General features: G+C 54.7%; 15 protein-coding genes. 6 read left to right on the forward strand and 9 right to left on the reverse strand.

What is annotated here, in order from left to right; genetic code table 11:
* The first annotated feature begins 846 nt into the window (after positions 1-846).
* Complete coding sequence (locus PAGR_RS19295; RefSeq protein ID WP_014606757.1) at positions 847-6,378, forward strand: glutamate synthase-related protein; 5,532 nt, start codon at positions 847-849, stop codon at positions 6,376-6,378.
* Between the two features lie 177 nt (positions 6,379-6,555).
* Positions 6,556-8,313, forward strand: coding sequence for a sulfite reductase subunit alpha (locus tag PAGR_RS19300; RefSeq protein ID WP_013024315.1), 1,758 nt, complete (start codon positions 6,556-6,558; stop codon positions 8,311-8,313).
* Between the two features lie 113 nt (positions 8,314-8,426).
* On the opposite strand, the gene sspB is transcribed toward PAGR_RS19300, so the two are convergent.
* The 5 genes from sspB to zapE form a co-directional block, all read right to left on the reverse strand.
* Positions 8,427-8,912 carry a ClpXP protease specificity-enhancing factor gene (sspB, locus tag PAGR_RS19305; protein ID WP_013024314.1) on the reverse strand — a complete coding sequence of 162 codons (486 nt, stop codon included), beginning with the start codon at positions 8,910-8,912 and terminating at the stop codon, positions 8,427-8,429.
* Between the two features lie 3 nt (positions 8,913-8,915).
* Positions 8,916-9,557 carry a stringent starvation protein SspA gene (gene sspA / locus PAGR_RS19310; protein WP_013024313.1) on the reverse strand — a complete coding sequence of 214 codons (642 nt, stop codon included), beginning with the start codon at positions 9,555-9,557 and terminating at the stop codon, positions 8,916-8,918.
* Between the two features lie 316 nt (positions 9,558-9,873).
* Entirely contained in the window at positions 9,874-10,266 is a 393-nt protein-coding gene (gene rpsI, locus PAGR_RS19315) for a 30S ribosomal protein S9 (protein WP_006121723.1), read from the reverse strand.
* Between the two features lie 15 nt (positions 10,267-10,281).
* A complete protein-coding gene (gene rplM / locus PAGR_RS19320; protein ID WP_006121722.1) occupies positions 10,282-10,710 on the reverse strand; it encodes a 50S ribosomal protein L13 in 429 nt (142 codons plus the stop codon).
* 225 nt (positions 10,711-10,935) lie between these two features.
* Positions 10,936-12,063 (reverse strand): cell division protein ZapE, encoded by a 1,128-nt coding sequence (gene zapE, locus PAGR_RS19325; protein ID WP_014595150.1) that lies wholly within the window; start codon positions 12,061-12,063, stop codon positions 10,936-10,938.
* 177 nt (positions 12,064-12,240) lie between these two features.
* On the opposite strand from zapE, the gene zapG reads away from it, so the two are divergent.
* From zapG to degS, 3 genes are all read left to right on the forward strand, one after another.
* A complete protein-coding gene (zapG, locus tag PAGR_RS19330) occupies positions 12,241-12,642 on the forward strand; it encodes a Z-ring associated protein ZapG (RefSeq protein WP_006121720.1) in 402 nt (133 codons plus the stop codon).
* 109 nt (positions 12,643-12,751) lie between these two features.
* On the forward strand, positions 12,752-14,134 hold the full coding sequence (gene degQ, locus PAGR_RS19335) for a serine endoprotease DegQ (RefSeq protein WP_014595149.1): 1,383 nt from the start codon (positions 12,752-12,754) through the stop codon (positions 14,132-14,134).
* An 89-nt stretch (positions 14,135-14,223) separates the two neighbouring features.
* Positions 14,224-15,285 (forward strand): outer membrane-stress sensor serine endopeptidase DegS, encoded by a 1,062-nt coding sequence (gene degS, locus PAGR_RS19340; RefSeq protein ID WP_013024309.1) that lies wholly within the window; start codon positions 14,224-14,226, stop codon positions 15,283-15,285.
* Between the two features lie 84 nt (positions 15,286-15,369).
* Here the strand turns inward: degS and epmA are convergent, their stop codons facing one another.
* On the reverse strand, positions 15,370-16,347 hold the full coding sequence (gene epmA, locus PAGR_RS19345; protein ID WP_014595148.1) for an elongation factor P--(R)-beta-lysine ligase: 978 nt from the start codon (positions 16,345-16,347) through the stop codon (positions 15,370-15,372).
* A 134-nt stretch (positions 16,348-16,481) separates the two neighbouring features.
* Here epmA and PAGR_RS19350 point away from each other — a divergent pair, with 134 nt between their 5' ends.
* A complete protein-coding gene (locus PAGR_RS19350) occupies positions 16,482-17,006 on the forward strand; it encodes a lipocalin family protein (protein WP_013024307.1) in 525 nt (174 codons plus the stop codon).
* Between the two features lie 40 nt (positions 17,007-17,046).
* On the opposite strand, the gene PAGR_RS19355 is transcribed toward PAGR_RS19350, so the two are convergent.
* From PAGR_RS19355 to efp, 3 genes are all read right to left on the reverse strand, one after another.
* Positions 17,047-17,181, reverse strand: coding sequence for an entericidin A/B family lipoprotein (locus tag PAGR_RS19355; protein ID WP_014606758.1), 135 nt, complete (start codon positions 17,179-17,181; stop codon positions 17,047-17,049).
* A 104-nt stretch (positions 17,182-17,285) separates the two neighbouring features.
* A complete protein-coding gene (locus PAGR_RS19360; protein ID WP_024472200.1) occupies positions 17,286-17,417 on the reverse strand; it encodes an entericidin A/B family lipoprotein in 132 nt (43 codons plus the stop codon).
* A 48-nt stretch (positions 17,418-17,465) separates the two neighbouring features.
* Positions 17,466-18,032 (reverse strand): elongation factor P, encoded by a 567-nt coding sequence (gene efp / locus PAGR_RS19365; RefSeq protein ID WP_013024304.1) that lies wholly within the window; start codon positions 18,030-18,032, stop codon positions 17,466-17,468.
* Positions 18,033-18,044 lie beyond the last annotated feature (12 nt).

Here is an 18,044-nt window from a genome sequence, read left to right on the forward strand (position 1 = left end):
TCGCTGTCGTCGCAGTGCATAAGGTAAGATCGCCGCGCGGATGCACTTATATGGTGCAAAACACGGTCTCTTCTCCGACGTTCAGCTCCTTAATGCTAAAACCCTTGACTAATTGTGCTAACTCAATGAATCTGTAAGGCCGCCTTTTTGCAAGGCGGGCTATTCCTGCCTCTGCTTTTTCGCCAAATAACCTCCTGTTATCGCGACGCCATGCTTTTCATGCATACTCATTCATATAAATTGCAGTTTTAAGCAACCTGACGTGATTAATTTTGCTAATCATGATGCCCTTATTCATTCAAATTTGGTGCTATAAGAAAAACAGATACATCCTGTGCTTACACTGCCTGCAGCAGCATTTGATGCTGTTTAGTCCCTTATCGCCAGCATACTTCAGTGATTTCACGCCTTCTGCACAGTGATACAGTTCACATTTCATACCCTATACCTGAATGGCAAACTGACACATTTTAGACATGAAAAAATAATAAATTCATTCAGTTAAGGATACAAAGACGGGATTAAACTGTGTCAGTATCACTATTTGACCTCGATTCGCTTTCCCGATAAGTTGGAATTCCGCTGAAAGCTTTCATGATGGATACGTGTCACGGCATATCTATGCAACATGACGCCCACATGGTTTGAGTCATCTCCTTTCGAGAACGGAAAAATCAAGCGCAACGCCTCAAGGGACCTTTCTCCTGGCGATGAAAAGTGCGTAAAACCCAATCGCGCAGGCTGTCAGGCGCGGAAATGAAAGAATTTGCGCTGGGAAGTGTGCAGTTGAACTCAGTGCCTGAAACAATGCAGGTAATGTCTAAAGCAGTTTTAAGGAGACCCTCAATGTCCAGTAAAAAACCTGATTCCTATGGCTTATATGACCCAGCAGCAGGAAGTGACAGCTGTGGTGTAGGTTTCATTACCCGTAAGGACGGCGAGCAGACTCATGAAATTCTGCGCATGGCGCACAGCGCACTCTGTACGGTTCCGCACCGTGGCGGTATGTCCGCCGAAGGCGTGGGCGATGGCGCCGGGGTTAACGTCGATCTTTCCCTGCATTTTTTCCGTAAAATTACCGGTCAGGCGCTTGAGGCCGGACGCTTTGGTGTAGGTAACTTCTTCGTGCCGAAAGACACGGAACTGCGCGCCAATGCCGAACGTTTAGTCGAAGAGACGCTAAATCGCTTTAATCTGCCGGTTATCCTGAAGCGTGAAATGCCGCTGGATAACAGCGTCACGCGCCCGGCTGCCATGCAGTTTCAGCTTCCCATTGTGCAGTGGATTTTTGCCGCACCTCAGGACATCAGCAATCAGATCGATTTCGAAAAACTGATTTATCGCGCCCTGCTGACGATCGAGGCACAAGCCTTTACCCAAACCGAATTTGGCGGGTTATATCCACTGTCATTGTCGTCGCGCACCCAGGTCTTTAAAGCGCGCCTGAATTCGAATGAAGTGATCCCTTACTTCAAAGATCTGACCGATCCCGATCATCACGTACGCGGACTGTTTTTCCATACTCGCTTCTCAACGAATACCGATCCGCACACCACCATGGCACAGCCTTTCCGGTTGATGGCCCACAACGGTGAGCTGAATACCGATCGTAAAAACCGCATCGCCGAATCTGCGTTGGCTTCCGCCCGTGGCAAAACTATTGTGCGTCCGAAAGGCCAGTCAGACAGTTCGCGACTGGATCAGAGCATTCACAGCCGCCTGATGGAAGACGATCTGGACCTGATCACCGCGGTGGTGTCGATGATGCCGCCTGCCTGGGAAAACGATACCGCGCTCTCCCCTGCCGTGCGTGACATGCTGGAATACTTTTCGCTTTATGAAGAGAAAAACGATGGCCCGGCCGCCTTAATTTTTGGTAACGGCGAGGTAATCGGTGCTCGTCTTGATCGCCTGGGGCTGCGCCCGCTGCGTTCAATCGAAACGGCGGAATACATCGGTGCCATGTCTGAAGCGGGACAAATTGCCTTTCCCCCTGAAAGCGTGCTGCGCCGTGGCCGTATTGAAGCCGGCGGCATGCTGTATTTTGACCATCGCGAAAAGCGCAGTTACACCACGCACCAGGCGCTGGAGAAGCTGGCTGCTGAAAAAGACTATGCGGCATTGCTCGGCAAGTCGCGTGTCGATTTACGAGAGCTGCCGGTTATTCCTGCTGAACAACAGGGTTCTCCCCTGCGCTATCGCGGCGATCTGAAAACCTATCAGCGCTTCGTGGCGTACTACTACAACCAGGAAAGCTTTAAGTTCATGATGGATCCGATGCTGAACACCGGCGCCGAGAAAATCTCTGCGATGGGTTACGGCAATGCGATTAACGGCCTCTCCGATCATGAAGGCGGCATGGCGCACTACTTCTCGCAGCGCTTTGCCCAGGTGACCAATCCACCACTGGACTCCATTCGCGAAGCGGATGGCATGACGCTGCGCGTGGCGCTGGGCGCTAAACCGCATCTGGGCCGCAGTAAAGGTCGGCAGATCATTGTGCCAACCCCGATTCTGACCCATCTGGACATGCTGCAGCTGCGCGAGCAGAACGTGGCCCCTTACGCTCGCTTCGAAATGCTTTACGAGCCGGTCACCGGCAAAGATCTGCTGAGCCGCACAGCGAACGCCAGCGCGCTGGAAAAAGCGATTGACGATCTGGCACAGCAGGTGGTGGATTTTGCCCGCTCAGAGGGCGGCATTGCCGTACTGACCGATCGCCATATCTCTTCTACCCAGGCCGCATTGCCCATGCTGCTGGTCATTTCTGCCGTTAACCAGCGTCTGGTACAGGAAGGTTTACGCCTGGATGTGTCGCTGGTGGTGGAGAGCGGACAGATCATCTCTTCTCACCATATTGCGGCTACGCTGGGCTTTGGCGCGTCAGCCGTTTATCCGCTCGGCGTGCAAATGCGTGCTGAGGAAAAATTTGGTGAAGGCGAAGAAGGCAACAAAGCCTTTAAACGCTACGCTAAAGCGGCCGAAAAAGCCCTGATGAAAACCATGGGTAAAGTGGGGCTGTGTACCGTTGAGAGCTACAGTAGCGGAGAGTTCTTCGAGCCTAACTTCCTGAATACCGATGACCCGGTACTGAGAAAGTATTTTCCAAACATCAAAACGCCTGTGGGCGGCGCGGGCTTCGCAACCATCGCTCAGATGGCGGTGGACTGGCATCAGAGCGCACTGAAAATTCAGGGCGAGTCCGAAGTGCCGCTGTTAGGCCTGTTTAAAGAACGTGCAGAGGGCGCAGGCCACTCTTACGGCACCATTGCCGTACGCACCTTTATTGATATGACGGAAGAGCCGATTCGCTTCGCGGACAAAGCGCGTGAAGAGGATAACTTTATTCGTCTGATGACGCTGGCCCGTCTGGACAATGCCTTTGGCATCAAGCCGGAGACGTTTAAAGACAGCAGCTTTGAGCGCATCCCGGATGAGGTGATGAATGATTTTGCCATTACGGCCGATTATCGTCAGTTCTCCAGCCTGATGTACGAAGAGCGCAAACGCCGCCCAGCCGCGCTGCGCGATATTCTGGCCTTCCCGGCAGATCTTACCCACATCGACAGTGAGGCCGAATTCCGGCGTAAGCTGGGTCGCTACTCGCTGACTAACAATGGTTTTGCCACCCGCGGCCTGGTCTGTGACGCCATTGAGGGCAGCCAGAATGCCTTTATGCTGCGTCTGACCGATGCCATTGCCGGACTGAAACCAGAAAGTGAACGCCTGCTCAACCTGTCACGTGCGCTGAAAGCCCGTTTTAACGACGAGATTGAAACCGCAGAAGTGGTTGCTGGCGGCCTGAAAGTCACCGCCAGCGGCAAAGCAGCGGACTACCTGTCACGTATTTTCACGGCGCTGCCGTCGCTGCCGTTGAGCGATATTCAGCCCGCGAGCGAAATTACCCGCACTTTCGCGTCTGGCGCGATGAGTCACGGTGCGCTGGTCGCACCGGCGCATGAAGCCGTTGCGCATGGCACCAACATGGTCGGGGGCATGAGTAACTGTGGAGAAGGCGGTGAGCACTACTCCCGTCACGGCACCATTCGCGCTTCACGTATCAAACAGCTGGCGTCAGGCCGCTTTGGCGTCTGGGCGGCCTACCTGGCCGATCCGATGCTGGAAGAGCTTGAGATCAAAATCGGCCAGGGCGCCAAGCCCGGAGAAGGCGGTCAGCTTCCGGCGGCAAAAGTTACCGTAGAGATCGCCGCCGCGCGCGGCGGCACGCCAGGCGTTGAGCTGGTTTCCCCGCCGCCGCACCACGATACCTACTCTATCGAAGATCTGGCGCAGCTGATTCACGACTGTAAAGCGGCCCGCGTGCGCGTCATTGTGAAGCTGGTGTCATCTGAAGGTATTGGCACCATCGCCGTGGGCGTGGCGAAAGCCGGTGCTGACGTGATTAACGTTGCCGGTAACACGGGTGGTACAGGCGCCGCCTCGGTGACCAGCCTGAAATATACCGGTCGCGTTGCCGAAATCGGTATCGCCGAAGTTCACCAGGCCCTGTGTGCAAACGGCCTGCGCGACAAAGTTCTGCTGCGTTGCTCAGGCGCACAGCAAACCGGCAGCGACGTGGTGAAATCCGCACTGCTGGGCGGCGACAGCTTTGAGTTTGGTACCACCGCGCTGATGATGCTGAAGTGCGTGATGGCGAAGAACTGTAACGTTAAATGCCCGGCGGGATTAACCACTAACGCCGAAGCCTTTGATGGCGATCCGCGCCAGCTGGCACAGTACTTCCTGAACGTGGCGCATGAAGTGCGTGAGATTCTGGCGCGTATGGGCCTGCGTTCCCTGCGTGAAGCCCGTGGCCGCGCCGATCTGCTTCATCTGATGGATCACCCGTTGGAAGTCGGTAAGCTGGACCTGCGTGCCATGCTGACCGTGGTGCCCGAGCTGAAGATTGCTAAGCCAGTTTATCTGGAGAAAGATTTTGAACTGGATGACCGCTGGGTTGAAGAACTGAGCCAGCAACTGGTCGATCAGGGTAAAACCTCTCTGCAACTGGGTAAGGATGTTGTACTCAACAACCGCAATAAAAGCGTGGGCGGCCAGTTAGCTATCGATATTGAGCGCATGCTGAATCACACCCTGACGGCTGCACAGATTCAGGCAATGCCGGCCGTGCTACGTGACGATCGCGGTCGTCGCTATCTGGCACCTGCCAGCGTAGAAATCACCACGACCGGCTCTGCCGGTCAGTCCTTCGGGGCCTTCTGCAATGACGGCATGCTGATGAAACATCGTGGAACCTGTAACGATGGCGTCGGCAAAGGTCAGTGCGGCGGCGAACTGGTCGTGCTCTCACCGGGCGGCGGCGCGCAGGACAGCGATGGCAACGTTCTGATCGGTAACTTCGCTCTGTTTGGCGCCACCGGCGGCCGTCTGTTCGTTCAGGGCCAGGCCGGCGATCGCTTCGCGGTGCGTAACTCCGGTGCCACTGCGGTGGTGGAAGGCGTCGGTGACTTTTGCTGCGAATACATGACCAACGGCGCAGTGTTAAACCTGGGCACCTTTGGTAAAGGCTTCGGTAACGGCATGAGCGGCGGCTTTGCTTATCAGTACGATCCCTATGGTTCACTGGCGAGCCATGCGGCGGGCGACTCCGTTCTGTTTGGCTCAATCGCTGACCCGGATGAGCTGGCACAGATTCATAAGCAGGCGGTTCTCACCATGCTGAACTGGCACCTGGAGGCCACGCAGTCTCCGCGTGCCGCCTGGCTGCTGGAGCACTGGGAAACCGAATGTCAGCACTTTGTCTACGTTATGCCGCGTTCCCTGCTGCTTTACCAGGATGGCGGTGAAATTCTGAAGGCCAAGTCCCGCAAGGATCTGCTGGAAGAGCTGTCAACGGCGCTGGCAGGCCATCAGGTTGCCAAGTTTAAAGCCGCCTGGCGCGAAGGCAAGACCATTGCCGACGGCGCGGTTCCGGCTTATGGCGCGACAGATACGCAGGAAATGTTTGTTTTACTGAATAACTACACCGTACTGAGCTTTGCCCAGCAGTTGGCACTCAGCAAGCTGCCGAAAGGCACGCCGGTTGAAGACGCCGCCGTGGAAAAAGCCGTGCGGAATCTGCTGATGACCGAAGACTTTTCACTGGTGAGTAAGCTGCAACGCCATGCGCGAGCAGCGATTGAAAGCTATAGCGACAGCGAGTTGGCCAGCCTGATCGGTTCAAAACGCATGTCCGATTACAAAGCGGCACTGACGCAACGTAATATCCGCTCAATGGACAGCCTGGCCACTTACGGCTGGATCATGTATCAGGATGCCTGCAACCGTGACATTCTCGGTCGCCTGCCTGATTTTGAAGAGTTGTTTGCGCGTGCGGCGTTACCTGAAATTGCAGCGGCCGTGGGTAAACTGGCCTGACAGCAGGCTCAGTGAACAGAACTGTGTTTAATGATGATGACCCTGATTTGTTCGACGTGCCGGGCGCAGCGGCATCCTTATCCTCTCAGCAGCAGGCCGTTGCTGAGAGCACAGGAACCGCCCGCCATCGGCACAGCGAAGCATGACGGTTAAGAGCGGGATTGAGTAAAGGTATCCATGAAAATTCCATATATTCCTGAAGATGCACCTTTCAATGGTGATCAGAAATACTGGCTGGCGGGCTTCCTGGCTGGCCTGCACTCCCGTTTGTTGGTGCTGGAAGACAAACAGCAGCCGGCGGCGGGCAGCAGCGCTGCCGCGACCACCCAACTGCACATCCTTTATGGTTCTCAGACCGGTAATGCTGAGGCGCTGGCCCAGTCAGCGGCGAAGTCAGCCCGTGCCAAAGGTCTGGTGCCGGTCGTTCAGGCATTAGGCGATGTGGATCTCGACGTGTTCGCCACCATGCGACACGTGCTGATTGTCACTTCGACCTATGGTGAAGGTGAAATGCCCGACAACGCCCAGCTGTTTTGGGACGCTATTTCCGCCAGCACCGCGCCACGCCTGGAGCAGATGCACTTCGCCGTGCTGGCCATTGGCGATACCGGCTATGACGGATTCTGTCAGGCAGGTAAGTTCCTGGATATGCGCCTGGAACAGCTTGGGGCAAAGCGCGTTGTTGACCGCATTGACTGCGATATTGATTACGAAGAGCCGTCAAATGAGTGGATTAACAGCACGATGCCCCAGTTTGCCAGCAGCGCAGGCAGCAGCGGCACGGTGCTGGAGAGCGCCCCGGAAGCGCCGGTTATTCCTGGCAGCAACAAATCGAATCCGTATGCGGCAGCCCTGATCACCAATAAACGCCTGTCGAGTGAGCAATCGGCAAAAGATATTCGCCACGTCGAGTTTGATCTCACCGACAGCGGCCTGAAGTATGAAGCCGGTGACGCACTTGGCGTGATTCCGGTCAACGAGCCGTCGCTGGTCAGCCTGCTGCTTACCCAGTTGAACGCCGATTACCAGACGCCGGTGCCGGGATTCGACAGGAGCCTGGGCGACCTGCTGACCTACCAGTTTGAAATTTCAGAGCCTTCACGCAAGCTGATCGAGTGGGTGGGCCAAAACACCACCAACCAGGAGCTGCGTCACGTGCTTCAGCACGACGACAAAGATGCGCTCGGTGTCTGGCTATGGGGCAAAGATACGCTGGATCTGCTCCAGCTCGAACTGACGCGTAGCCTGAGCGTACCCGAGTTCGTCGCCCTGCTGCGCCCGCTGCAGCATCGCGCCTACTCCATCTCGTCCAGCTCAAAAGCGCATCCGAATCAGGTTCACCTGACCATCGCCTCAGTGCGCTATCACAGCGGTGGCCGCAACCGCAGCGGCGTGTGCTCTACCTATCTGGCTGAGCGTGTACGCCGTGGTGAAAAGCCCGCGATCTTCATCTCACCCAACAAAGCCTTTCGCGTTCCGGCTAACGGCAACGCCCCGCTGATTATGGTCGGCCCCGGCACCGGTATCGCCCCGTTCCGCGCCTTTTTGCAGGAGCGTCAGGTAACAGGCGCTCAGGGTAAAAACTGGTTGTTCTTTGGCGATCAGCATCAGGAACACGACTTCATTTATCGCGAAGAACTGACGGCCTGGCAGGAAAGCGGGCTGCTCACGCGTCTCGATCTGGCGTTCTCACGCGATCAGGACAAGAAAATCTACGTGCAAAACCGGATGCTGGAACAGGGTGCAGAGCTCTATGCCTGGCTGCAGGAAGGCGGTCACTTTTACGTGTGTGGCGATGCATCACGCATGGCGAAAGACGTGGATAGCGCGCTGTATGAAATCGTACGTCAGTTTGGCGGGCTCTCCAGTGAACGGGCCGCTGACTACATCGATCAGTTGAAGAAAGAGAAACGCTACCTGCGCGACGTTTACTGATCGCTGCGGCAGAAAGTAAAAATCCGGGCAACCTGTGTTCCCGGATTTTTTTATGCCTGTTACCGGCTGGCAGACAGGCAAAAAAATACCCGTCAGGTGACGGGTATTCTGTGTTATTTCACCACGCGCAGTGCGGGACGGCCACCACGTGGCGGGGGATCGTCATCCGGTGAATTATCGTCATCGCTGGCATCATCAGGGCGGTCGCCGTCAATCACTGACATGACCGTCTCTTCCTGATTCTCAGCAAATTCCTGTGTGCCGCCTTCATAGGCCGGTTCAGGTTCAAACATCGTGCCTGCGCCGTTTTCACGCGCATAGATGGCGAGTATGGCCGCCATTGGGACATTCACCTGACGTGGAACGCCACCAAAACGTGCGTTAAACGAGACTTCGTCATTGCCCAGATCAAGGTTACCCACGGCACGCGGCGCAATGTTCAGTACGATCTGACCATCGCGGGCATATTCGAGTGGAACCTGAACGCCAGGCAGGTTGATGTCGACGACCAGATGCGGTGTGAGCTGGTTATCCAGTAACCAGTCATAAAAAGCACGCAGCAAATAAGGTCGGCGGGCTGTGAGTTGTGACATTTCCATACGTTAGCCCCGGGCTTGCAGGCGCATTTCACGTTCAGCTTCAGTCAGTGAAGCAAGGAAGGAGTCACGCTCAAATACGCGGTTCATGTAGCCTTTCAGCTCTTTAGAGCCCGACCCGAGCAGATCGATACCCATTGACGGTAAACGCCACAACAGCGGAGCCAGATAGCAGTCTACCAGGCTGAACTCGTCGCTCATAAAGAATGGCGTACGCCCAAACAGAGGAGCAATAGCCAGCAGCTCTTCACGCAGCTGCTTACGCGCCGCTTCAGCTTCCTGACCGCTACTGTTCTCAACCTTTCTCATCAGGCTGTACCAGTCTTGCTCAATACGGTGCATCATTAAACGGCTTTCGCCACGTGCAACCGGATAGACAGGCATCAATGGTGGGTGGGGAAAACGCTCATCCAGATATTCCATGATGATGCGTGATTCGTACAGCGTCAGTTCGCGATCTACCAGCGTCGGCACAGTGCGGTACGGATTGAGGTCAATCAGATCCTGCGGCAGGTTATCCATTTCGACCTGCTCGATCTCTACGCTGACACCTTTCTCGGCAAGCACGATACGTACCTGATGGCTAAAAATGTCAGTAGGACCAGAAAACAGCGTCATTACCGAACGTTTGTTGGCAGCGACAGCCATGAAAACCTCCCAGTTTGTTCACAAAAAGTTACTGCGAATGGCCAACCACACGGCGACTCACCTGCTCATAGAACTCGCTCGCAATCCGCGCTAACCACCCCCGACTAATGCGAGGCGCATAACGCGCCAGCTTGCGGGCGCAAAGTGACACAGAGTTTACCAGATTTTAGGCAGCTTGTGGGTGGGGGAATGCATTTTTGCGGGTAAAATGCGAACAGTATTGTGGTTTTATACGACAGGATGACCTGAGAATAAAAATAAAAAACCCGCCGGAGCGGGTTTTTTGTGCCAACTGTGTCTGCCGAAGCAGCAACAATTAACGCTTGGAGAACTGAGGACGACGACGTGCTTTACGCAGGCCGACTTTCTTACGTTCAACCTGACGAGCATCACGGGTAACGAAGCCTGCTTTACGCAGTTCGCCACGCAGTGACTCATCATACTCCATCAGAGCGCGGGTGATACCATGACGGATCGCTCCTGCCTGACCAGAGATACCACCACCTTTAACGGTGATGTACAGGTCCAGTTTACCAACCATATCAACCAGTTCCAGAGGCTGACGCACGACCATGCGTGCAGTCTCGCGACCGAAATACTGCTCCAGAGAGCGTTGGTTGATTACGATGTTACCGCTACCCGGCTTGATGAAGACGCGTGCGGATGAGCTTTTGCGGCGACCAGTGCCGTAGTTTTGAGTTTCAGCCATTGCCTTTAATCCCGATTAAATGTCAAGAACTTGCGGTTGCTGTGCCGCATGGTTGTGCTCGTTACCTGCGTAAACTTTCAGTTTACGGTACATAGCACGACCCAGCGGGCCCTTCGGCAGCATGCCTTTAACCGCGATCTCAATCACGCGCTCAGGACGGCGAGCAATCATCTCTTCAAAGGTCGCCTGTTTGATACCACCGATGTGACCAGTGTGGTGATAGTAAATCTTGTCAGAACGCTTGTTGCCGGTTACAGCAACTTTCTCAGCGTTCAGAACGATGATGTAATCACCAGTATCAACGTGCGGAGTGTATTCCGCTTTATGCTTACCACGCAGACGGCGCGCCAGTTCAGTCGCTAGGCGACCCAAGGTTTTGCCAGTTGCGTCAACAACATACCAGTCACGTTGGACGGTTTCTGGTTTAGCTGTAAAAGTTTTCATCGAAAAGCTTACCCAAATTAAGTTACACGTTGGTGAAATCCCAAACGCTTAAGTAAACGAATGAGGCTCACACGACCATTTTGACCAGCAAGCCACCCCTTCGGATAGCGTTACCGGAACGCAGAGGATTTGGGAAAAAAATCCTGTGCTGTAACGTGGGGTCGCAAGATTATAGAGAAGTCGATTACAAAAATCGAACCCTATTTTCATTTATTACCTGGAATCTCAGGGTAAATGCGCCAGCCGCAGGTACTCTTCGCTCTGCATTTCCTGCAAACGGGACAGACAGCGCTGATATTCAAATTTCAGGCGCGTGCCCTGATAAATTTCGAACAAGGAGGTTTCTGCAGCGACAACCAGTTTGACATGGCGCTCGTAAAACTCATCCACCAACGCCAGAAAACGCCGCGCCTGATCTTCCGTCTTGTAGATCATGACCGGTACATCAAACAGCAGGACGCTGTGAAAGCGGCGTGACAGCTCAATATAATCATGCTGGCTGCGCCCTTCTCCACACAGGGTTTTAAAATCAATCGCAATCACCCCTTCTGCCACGCCCAGGGTCGGCATTTTACGGTGATTGATCTCCAGCACCGGTGCGCTGTCGCGTTTTTCGCCTGACAATGCCTGGAACATGCGGTCCATCTCGGCGTAGGTTTCCGGCCCCAGAGGAAACGTCCACAAATGCGCGGACGTCAGCGTACGCAGACGGTAATCAATGCCCGCATCGACATTCATTACCTCACAATGCTGCTTAATCTGCTCGATGGCGGGCAGAAAACGGGCACGCTGCAGGCCGTTTTTGTACAGGTTATCAGGCGGAATATTCGAGGTCGCAACCAGGCTGATGCCGCGCGCAAACAGGGCTTCCATCAGCGTTCCCAGCAGCATGGCATCCGTGATGTCAGACACAAAAAACTCATCAAAACAGAGAATATCGGTTTCTGCTTTAAAGCGGTCGGCGATGATCAGTAACGGATCGCTGTGCCCCTGCAGTTCGGTCAGCTCTTCATGCACGCGCAGCATGAAACGGTGAAAGTGTAAGCGCAGTTTGCGGTCGCCAGGAATAGACTGAAAAAACAGATCCATTACCCAGGTTTTCCCCCGGCCAACACCGCCCCACATATACAAGCCACGGACGGGCGCTTTGGGCTGCGACTTTTCTTTTCCCATCAGCTTCGACAGACGACCTAACAGCCCCTGCGAGGGAAGTTCGGTGGTGTGCTGACGCGCGATCAGCCCTTGCTGGATAGCATCTAAGCGGGTAATCGCTTCACGCTGTACGTCGTCGGGCTTGAAATCGCCCTGTGATAGCGCCTGCTCATAGCGGGCAAGCGGAGATGAGGTTTGCATGGTTCGCTCAGTGTCCCTGAATTTTGTCTTATTCAAACGTCGTTTGTCGAAAAAAAGGCCGCTCTACACTAAGGCATGGCGCTCCAGAGTTCCACATCCATAAGATTAACGGGTATAGTGACTATTATTAAGTGGTGCAACGCCCTACGGAACAACGGAAATAACACGGGAGTCATTATGACCTGGGAATACGGGCTAATTGGTTTAGTGGTAGGTATTATTGTCGGCGCAGTCGCAATGCGTTTTGGCAACCGGAAGCTGCGTGAGCAGCGCAGCATGCAGTACGAACTGGATAAGACGAAAGCCGAGCTGGCAGATTATCGCGAAGAGCTGACCAACCACTTTGCGCAGAGCGCAGAGCTGCTGGATAACATGGCGCGTGATTACCGTCAGCTCTATCAGCACATGGCGAAAGGGTCCAACGACCTGCTGCCGAACATGCCCGGGGACAAAAACCCCTTTGCATGGCAACTGACCGAAGCCGAAGCGGATAACGATCAGGCACCGGTGCAAATGCCGCGTGACTACTCTGAAGGCGCCTCTGGCTTACTGCGTGGTGAACGCGCCGTCCGCGACTAAGCATGATCGGGCACAGTGACGCTGTGCCCGCTGTTTTTGCGAACCCCGGCCGCAAACGGCTGTCTCATTGATTTACTCCCCCCATTTTTGCAGCGAGAGCGTTGTAGCAATGAAAAAACAAGCACGACTGTTAAGCGCATTAGCCTTGAGTATTGGAATGAGTCTTGCCGCTGCGCCCGGCGCGATGGCGACGCTGCCTGCACAGATTCAGAGCCAGCCGCTTCCCAGCCTGGCACCGATGCTGGAAAAAGTATTACCTGCTGTGGTCAGCGTGCACGTTGAAGGCACCCAGTCTGATGCCCAGGCCCAGACACAGGATATTCCCGAGCCGCTTAAGCGTTTCTTTGGCCAGTTGCCCGGTGGCGCCCCAAGCCAGCCTCAACCCTTTGAGGGGCTGGGGTCCGGTGTCATCATTGATGCCGCCAAAGGCTATGTTCTGACTAATAACCACGTGGTCAACGGCGCGGATAAGATCAACGTCCAGCTCGGCGATGGCAGCGAATATGATGCCAAACTGATTGGTCACGATGAGCAGACCGACATCGCCCTTATCCAGATTCAGGGCGCGAAAAACCTGACGCAGATAAAAGTCGCCGATTCGGATCAGCTGAAAGTCGGTGATTTTGCCGTGGCCATCGGCAATCCTTTTGGCCTTGGTCAGACAGCGACCTCCGGAATTATTTCGGCACTGGGCCGCAGCGGCCTGAATCTCGAAGGGCTGGAAAACTTTATCCAGACCGATGCCGCCATTAACCGCGGTAACTCGGGCGGCGCGCTGGTTAATCTGAACGGCGAGCTGATCGGCATTAATACCGCCATTCTGGCCTCCAGTGGCGGCAATATCGGCATTGGCTTTGCGATTCCGAGCGATATGGCCATGAACCTGGCCGAGCAGTTAATTAAGTACGGCGAAGTCAAACGGGGTCAGTTGGGTATCAAAGGTACCGAGATGACCGCGGACATCGCAAAAGCGTTTAACGTTGACGCACAGCGCGGCGCGTTCGTTTCTGAAGTGCTGCCCCAGTCTGCGGCGCAAAAAGCCGGTATCAAGTCAGGCGATATCATTGTTTCGGTCAACGATAAACCGATTACCAGCTTCGCAGAACTGCGGGTGAAGATCGGCACGACGGCGCCGGGTGAGAAAGTGAAGCTTGGCCTGCTACGTGAAGGTAAACCGGTGAGTGTTGATGTCACCCTTGAGCAAAGCGCCCAGACGACGGCAAGCGCACAGCTGCTTTCTCCAGCCCTGCAGGGCGCGACTCTGAGCGATGGTCAGACCAAAACCGGTGATAAAGGCGTGAAGATTGATGCCATCGAAAAAGGCACTCCGGCTGAACAGGTCGGCCTGCAAAAAGATGACGTGATCATTGGCGTCAACCGCACGCGAATTCAGAATATTGCCGAAATGCGCAAGGTGCTGGAAGCCAAACCGCCGGTGATGGCGCTGAATGTGGTTCGTGGTGAGGAAAGTATCTATCTGTTATTGAGATAAACCCCGCACGATGGCGGACACAAGCACGTGTGTGTCCGCCGCTCTCATGTTATTCTCCCCAACGTTCTCCCCTGACGTGATTTAACACCATGTTTCTTAAACTCTTGCGTTCAGTGGTGTTGGGACTGATTGTTGCGGGCATCTTGCTCGCAGCGCTGCCCGCACTGCGTTTGGGCGGTGCTGCCCTGTATAGTCAAAATGACAGTAACGATGAAACGCCCTTTGGCTTTAATCAAGGGGTGAGGCGTGCCGTGCCTGCCGTTGTGAATGTTTACAACCGCAGCGCGCATGGGAACAACAACCGCGGTATTACCACGCTGGGCTCTGGCGTGATTATGAATAACCGGGGTTATATCCTGACCAACAAGCACGTTATCAATAATGCCGATCAGATCATCGTCGCTCTACAGGATGGCCGTTTTTTTGAAGCCACGCTGGTGGGTTCAGATGCCATGACCGATTTGGCCGTGCTAAAAATTACCGCGTCAAACCTGCCGGTTATCCCGATTAATCCCAAACGCGTCGCACACATTGGCGATGTGGTGATGGCCATCGGCAACCCCTATAACCTGGGACAAACGGTCACACAGGGCATTATCAGCGCCACGGGCCGCGTCGGACTCAGCTCGTCAGGCCGCCAGAACTTCCTGCAAACGGATGCATCAATCAATCAGGGGAACTCCGGTGGCGCACTGATTAACTCGCTGGGCGAACTCATGGGCATCAATACCCTGACGTTCGATAAGAGCAGCGATGGCGAAACGCCCGAAGGCATTGGTTTTGCTATCCCCACCGCGCTGGCAACCAAAATAATGGATAAGCTCATCCGTGATGGTCGGGTCATTCGCGGCTATATCGGCATTACCGCCCGCGAAGTGCCGCCGCTTCACGGCCAGGGCAACAGTCTCGATCGGGTTCAGGGCATTATCGTCAGCGTGGTGACGCCGGGCGGCCCGGCTGAGAAAGCCGGTATCCAGGCCAATGATGTGCTGCTGAGCGTAGACGGTAAACCGGCGCTCTCCGCACAGGAAACCATGGACCAGGTTGCGGAAATTCGGCCCGGCTCGGTGGTGAATGTGCAGGTGCTGCGTAATGACAAGAAGCTGACCTTCCCGGTGACGATTCAGGAGTTTCCGGACAGCAGTCAGTAGCGGTGAACGCAAACAAGGCCCACTTGAGGCCTTGTTTATCCGCTTAAACGGCGCTGCGCCATTCTGTCAGCACGGCGTTAAGCGTCAGCAGCGGTCTACCGGAAACGCAATCACCTCCGACAGCGACTCTGCCTTCAGCGCCAGCATAATCAACCTGTCCACGCCCAGTGCAACGCCCGAACAGGCCGGCATGCCGTGCTCCAGCGCGGCCAGCAGGTAGTGATCAATCGGATGTTGCGGCAACCCTCGCGCCGCACGCCGACGATTATCCTGCTCAAAGCGTTGGCGCTGTTCACGGCTGTCGGTGAGTTCGCGGAAGCCATTCGCCAGCTCAATGCCCTTGTAATACACCTCAAACCGCTCTGCCACCCGATGATCTTCCGTACTGATCTCCGCTAATGCCGCCTGGCTGGCCGGAAAGTGGTAGATAAAACACGGCTTGTCCTGACCAATCTTCGGTTCCACGCCCAGCATAAACAGCAGCATCAGCAAGGTATCGCGGTCCTCTTCCCGACTGGCCAGCTCGCCCTCACCCAGCTTTTCCGCCGCCTCACGCAGCTGCGCTTTGTCGGCAGAAAGCGGGTCCAGCTCAAGATGACGAATAAAGGCCTGCTGATAAGAGAGCGACTCCGCGCTGTCGCACTCCAGCACCTGCTGCAGCAGATCGTCGACCTCATTCATCAGGCGGTACATATCGTAATGGGGGCGATACCACTCCAGCATGGTGAATTCAGGGTTGTGGTAGCGCCCGGCCTCTTCGTTGCGAAAGCTGCGGCCCATTTGATAGATAGGGCCACTTCCGGCCGCCAGCAGGCGTTTCATGTGGTATTCCGGGCTGGTCATCAGCCAGAGATCGCGGCCTTCAGACAGGCCAGGGCCGACAAAGCGCGTCTGGAATGGCACCAGATGAATGTCGGTAATCGTGGCCTGACTCATCGCGGGCGTGTCGACTTCCAGTACGCCACGATCGGCAAAGAAACGACGCACTTCAGCAATAATGGCTGCGCGTTTAATTAAACTGGCAATCGAAGCGCCAGGTTGCCAGCTTGTCGTTTCACTCATGGTGACGGCTCCTGATACAAATAAGGGAGGGAAGTCTACTCGTAATGTCAGTGGCAAACAATCGTGGCGCAAGCCTGTCCAATAAACTGACCGGCTTCTATAATTAACAGGTTAAATAACAAAGGAATCTTTTTATGTCTCCATGGAAAACATTGGTCGCCAGCCTGAGTGCCTTCCTGTCCGTCGCCTGCACGACCACACCGCCAAAAAACGTTACCGTCGTTGAAAACTTCGACAGTCAGCGTTACCTCGGTCAGTGGTACGAGATAGCCCGGCTGGATCATGGCTTTGAACGCGGCCTCGAACAGGTTACGGCAAATTACAGCCCACGTGAGGATGGCGGCCTGAAAGTCGTTAATCGCGGCTATAACGTTAAAAAGCAGCGCTGGCAGGAGAGCGTGGGTAAAGCCTACTTCACCGGCGATAAACAGCGTGCGGCACTCAAGGTCTCGTTCTTTGGGCCCTTCTATGGTGGCTATAACGTGATAGCGCTGGATCCTGACTACCGTTACGCACTGGTATGCGGGCCTAACCGCCACTATCTGTGGATACTGTCACGGACGCCGCAGTTGGATGAAGGTGTGAAACACAAGCTGGTGCAGCAGGCACGCCAGGCCGGTTTCCCGGTAGATGAGCTGATTTGGGTGAAACAGGGCTAGAGAAAGGCCGGTACGAAAAACGTTCGTACCGGTTTTACCGTTACTGCGCGCTACGCTGGATTGCATGGCCGCCCGCTTCAACGTCTTCGCCGACGCCGCGCGTGGTGTTGCAGCCAGAAAGCAGTGCAGAGAACATCATCACAGAGAAAATCGCAACAATACTTTTCTTCAACATATCCATATCCTTTTTGGTTGCATTATAGGTACAGCTTTTAAAGCATAGACTGATTATGCAACGTCGCGAGCCTGAGCCGCCGAAAAAAGGAAGGCAGGAATAACTTATTTAGCCGCGCGCGAGATTGCGCCGCCCAGGTGAGATACGTCTTCGCCAAAACCGTGGAAGGTGTTACAGCCGCTTAGTCCAGAAGCCACCAGCAACGCCAAGGCGATAAGTTTTGCTCGTTTTTTCATGGTGAACTCACTCAAAAAAAGGCGCATCACAGGATGCGCCTTTCAGGGTTATTTTACGCGTGACACGTATTCGCCAGAGCGGGTATCAACCTTCACCACCTCGCCAATCTGCACGAACAATGGCACTTTAATGACTGCCCCCGTAGACAGCGTTGCTGGCTTACCGCCCGTACCGGCAGTATCACCTTTCAGGCCTGGGTCAGTTTCAATGACTTCCGCTTCAACAAAGTTTGGTGGCTGAACCGCAATCGGTTTATCGTTCCACAAGGTTACGATACACTCCGCGTTGTCCTGCAACCACTTCTGCACTTCATCCAGCACTTTTGCTTCAACCTGGTACTGCTCAAAAGATTCCGGGTGCATGAAGTAGTAGAAATCGCCGTCGTTGTAAGAGTACTGCAGCGTCATATCCTTCACGTCTGCGCCTTCGGCAGAATCCGTTGATTTGAAGGTTTTCTCAACGCGTGAACCGGTCAGCAGACGACGCATTTTTACACGTGCAAACGCCTGACCTTTACCCGGCTTAACGAACTCGCTTGATTCGATGGCATAAGGTTCGCCTTCGAACATGATTTTAAGACCGGGACGGAAATCGTTGCTAAGATAAGTCGCCATAAAGGCCCTCTG

Origin of the sequence: Pantoea ananatis PA13 (assembly GCF_000233595.1) — a bacterium.
In the GTDB taxonomy this organism is placed as follows: domain Bacteria; phylum Pseudomonadota; class Gammaproteobacteria; order Enterobacterales; family Enterobacteriaceae; genus Pantoea; species Pantoea ananatis.

What these genes read in the sequence shown, in the direction of transcription:
- PAGR_RS19295 (WP_014606757.1), top strand. Translation starts at nt 847, where the DNA reads ATGTCCAGTAAAAAACCTGATTCCTATGGCTTATATGACCCAGCAGCA.
- PAGR_RS19300 (WP_013024315.1), top strand. Translation starts at nt 6,556, where the DNA reads ATGAAAATTCCATATATTCCTGAAGATGCACCTTTCAATGGTGATCAG.
- sspB (WP_013024314.1), bottom strand. Translation starts at nt 8,912, where the DNA reads ATGGAAATGTCACAACTCACAGCCCGCCGACCTTATTTGCTGCGTGCT.
- sspA (WP_013024313.1), bottom strand. Translation starts at nt 9,557, where the DNA reads ATGGCTGTCGCTGCCAACAAACGTTCGGTAATGACGCTGTTTTCTGGT.
- rpsI (WP_006121723.1), bottom strand. Translation starts at nt 10,266, where the DNA reads ATGGCTGAAACTCAAAACTACGGCACTGGTCGCCGCAAAAGCTCATCC.
- rplM (WP_006121722.1), bottom strand. Translation starts at nt 10,710, where the DNA reads ATGAAAACTTTTACAGCTAAACCAGAAACCGTCCAACGTGACTGGTAT.
- zapE (WP_014595150.1), bottom strand. Translation starts at nt 12,063, where the DNA reads ATGCAAACCTCATCTCCGCTTGCCCGCTATGAGCAGGCGCTATCACAG.
- zapG (WP_006121720.1), top strand. Translation starts at nt 12,241, where the DNA reads ATGACCTGGGAATACGGGCTAATTGGTTTAGTGGTAGGTATTATTGTC.
- degQ (WP_014595149.1), top strand. Translation starts at nt 12,752, where the DNA reads ATGAAAAAACAAGCACGACTGTTAAGCGCATTAGCCTTGAGTATTGGA.
- degS (WP_013024309.1), top strand. Translation starts at nt 14,224, where the DNA reads ATGTTTCTTAAACTCTTGCGTTCAGTGGTGTTGGGACTGATTGTTGCG.
- epmA (WP_014595148.1), bottom strand. Translation starts at nt 16,347, where the DNA reads ATGAGTGAAACGACAAGCTGGCAACCTGGCGCTTCGATTGCCAGTTTA.
- PAGR_RS19350 (WP_013024307.1), top strand. Translation starts at nt 16,482, where the DNA reads ATGTCTCCATGGAAAACATTGGTCGCCAGCCTGAGTGCCTTCCTGTCC.
- PAGR_RS19355 (WP_014606758.1), bottom strand. Translation starts at nt 17,181, where the DNA reads ATGTTGAAGAAAAGTATTGTTGCGATTTTCTCTGTGATGATGTTCTCT.
- PAGR_RS19360 (WP_024472200.1), bottom strand. Translation starts at nt 17,417, where the DNA reads ATGAAAAAACGAGCAAAACTTATCGCCTTGGCGTTGCTGGTGGCTTCT.
- efp (WP_013024304.1), bottom strand. Translation starts at nt 18,032, where the DNA reads ATGGCGACTTATCTTAGCAACGATTTCCGTCCCGGTCTTAAAATCATG.